The sequence below is a fragment of the Thiocapsa roseopersicina genome (genome assembly GCF_900106925.1).
Classification (GTDB): domain Bacteria; phylum Pseudomonadota; class Gammaproteobacteria; order Chromatiales; family Chromatiaceae; genus Thiocapsa; species Thiocapsa roseopersicina.
The window spans coordinates 2,501-5,463 of record NZ_FNNZ01000060.1 but is presented as its reverse complement, the minus strand read 5'-3'; the positions used below and the strand labels follow the sequence as shown (position 1 = coordinate 5,463).

At 56.6% G+C, this 2,963-nt stretch carries 2 rRNA genes (1 of these 2 cut by a window edge); both read right to left on the bottom strand.

Features of this window, described 5'->3' with window-relative positions:
• Positions 1-22: 22 nt before the first annotated feature.
• Positions 23-138 (bottom strand): 5S ribosomal RNA (gene rrf, locus BLV04_RS23975).
• A gap of 98 nt (positions 139-236) precedes the next feature.
• A 23S ribosomal RNA gene (locus BLV04_RS23970) occupies positions 237-2,963 on the bottom strand; it runs 161 nt beyond the window's last position.

The following is a 2,963-nucleotide window of genomic DNA, read 5'->3' as shown; positions in this document are numbered from 1 at the left end:
GGCGGGGGTTTTGGGCATAAGGCCCTGGCGGTGACCTACGTTCGCATGGGGAGGCCCCACACTATCATCGGCGAGACACCGTTTCACGTCTGAGTTCGGGATGGGATCAGGTGGTTCCAGTGTTCTATGGCCGCCAGGAAAACGGGCGGTCGCGCCCCGTTCGGGGGCGCGTCCTGTTCGGTGAGATCGTTGCTGCGGGGACTGTCGGCACCCGGCGCAACACGCTTGGGTGTTATATGGTCAAGCCGCACGGTCAATTAGTACAGGTTAGCTTCACCCATTACTGGACGTCCACATCCTGCCTATCAACGTCGTAGTCTTCAACGGACCTTCAGAGGCATCGAGTGCCTAGGGAGACCTCATCTCGGGAGGGGCTTCCCGCTTAGATGCTTTCAGCGGTTATCCCGTCCGAACATAGCTACCCGGCAGTGCCACTGGCGTGACAACCGGAACACCAGGGGTTCGTCCACTCCGGTCCTCTCGTACTAGGAGCAGCTTCCCTCAAGTCTCCAACGCCCACGGCAGATAGGGACCGAACTGTCTCACGACGTTCTAAACCCAGCTCGCGTACCACTTTAAATGGCGAACAGCCATACCCTTGGGACCGACTTCAGCCCCAGGATGTGATGAGCCGACATCGAGGTGCCAAACACCGCCGTCGATATGAACTCTTGGGCGGTATCAGCCTGTTATCCCCGGAGTACCTTTTATCCGTTGAGCGATGGCCCTTCCATACAGAACCACCGGATCACTAAGACCTACTTTCGTACCTGCTCGACTTGTCCGTCTCGCAGTCAAGCACCCTTATGCCTTTGCACTAAACTCCCGATTTCCGACCGGGATTAGGGTACCTTCGTGCTCCTCCGTTACGCTTTGGGAGGAGACCGCCCCAGTCAAACTACCCACCATGCACTGTCCCTGACCCGGATGACGGGTCGAGGTTAGAACGTCAAACAGACCAGGGTGGTATTTCAAGGTCGGCTCCACGGCAACTGGCGTCACCGCTTCGCAGCCTCCCACCTATCCTACACAAGTCGGTTCAACGTCCAGTGCAAAGCTGTAGTAAAGGTTCACGGGGTCTTTCCGTCTAGCCGCGGGTACTCGGCATCTTAACCGAGATTTCAATTTCACTGAGTCTCTGGTGGAGACAGCGCCGCCATCGTTACGCCATTCGTGCAGGTCGGAACTTACCCGACAAGGAATTTCGCTACCTTAGGACCGTTATAGTTACGGCCGCCGTTTACCGGGGCTTCGATCAAGAGCTTCTCCGAAGATGACCCCATCACTTAACCTTCCGGCACCGGGCAGGCGTCACACCCTATACGTCCGCTTACGCGTTTGCAGAGTGCTGTGTTTTTAATAAACAGTCGCAGCGGCCTGGTCACTGCAACCCCTCTCGGCTCCGGTCGCAAGGACCTTCACCTGACAGGGGCGTACCTTCTCCCGAAGTTACGGTACTATTTTGCCTAGTTCCTTCACCAGAGTTCTCTCAAGCGCCTTGGGATTCTCACCCTGCCCACCTGTGTCGGTTTCGGGTACGGTCACACCGAACCTGAAGCTTAGAGGCTTTTCCTGGAAGCATGGCATCAACCACTTCGTCTCCGTGGAGACTCGTCGTCACGTCTCGACATTGAACCCCCGGATTTGCCTAAGGGTCCTGCCTACACGCTTAAACCGGACACCAACTGCCGGCTGGCCTAGCCTTCTCCGTCCCCCCATCGCAGTTCGGCGTGGTGCAGGAATATTAACCTGCTTCCCATCGACTACGCCTCTCGGCCTCGCCTTAGGGACCGACTCACCCTGCGCCGATGAACGTTGCGCAGGAAACCTTGGGCTTTCGGCGAGGGGGATTTTCACCCCCTTGGTCGTTACTCATGTCAGCATTCGCACTTCCGATACCTCCAGCATGCCTTACAGCACACCTTCAACGGCCTACGGAACGCTCCCCTACCATGCGCATAAATGCGCATCCGCAGCTTCGGTACATGGCTTAAGCCCCGTTACATCTTCCGCGCAGGCCGACTCGACCAGTGAGCTATTACGCTTTCTTTAAAGGATGGCTGCTTCTAAGCCAACCTCCTGGCTGTCTGGGCCTTCCCACATCGTTTCCCACTGAGCCATGATTTAGGGACCTTAGCTGGCGGTCTGGGTTGTTTCCCTTTTGACGACGGACGTTAGCACCCGCCGTCTGTCTCCCGTGATTGCACTTGCCGGTATTCGGAGTTTGCATCGGTTTGGTAAGCCGGGATGGCCCCCTAGCCGAAACAGTGCTCTACCCCCGGCAGTGATACACGAGGCGCTACCTAAATAGCTTTCGGGGAGAACCAGCTATCTCCGGGCTTGATTAGCCTTTCACTCCGACCCACAGCTCATCCGAATCTTTTTCAACAGATCCCGGTTCGGGCCTCCAGTAGGTGTTACCCCACCTTCACCCTGGCCATGGGTAGATCGCCCGGTTTCGGGTCTACTCCCAGCGACTGAATCGCCCTGTTCAGACTCGCTTTCGCTACGCCTCCCCTCATCGGTTAAGCTTGCCACTGAGAAGTAAGTCGCTGACCCATTATACAAAAGGTACGCAGTCACCCCCGAAGGGGCTCCCACTGCTTGTACGCAGACGGTTTCAGGTTCTATTTCACTCCCCTCAACGGGGTTCTTTTCGCCTTTCCCTCACGGTACTGGTTCACTATCGGTCGGTAGGGAGTATTTAGCCTTGGAGGATGGTCCCCCCATGTTCAGACAGGATATCACGTGTCCCGCCCTACTCGATTTCACCCGGAAAAGAGTTTCGTGTACGGGGCTATCACCCTGTGTCGCCGGACTTTCCAGACCGTTCCACTACTCTTGACCGCGCTTAAGGGCTAATCCCCGTTCGCTCGCCGCTACTGAGGGAATCTCGGTTGATTTCTGTTCCTCCGGGTACTGAGATGTTTCAGTTCCCCGGGTTCGCTTCGTACACCTATGTA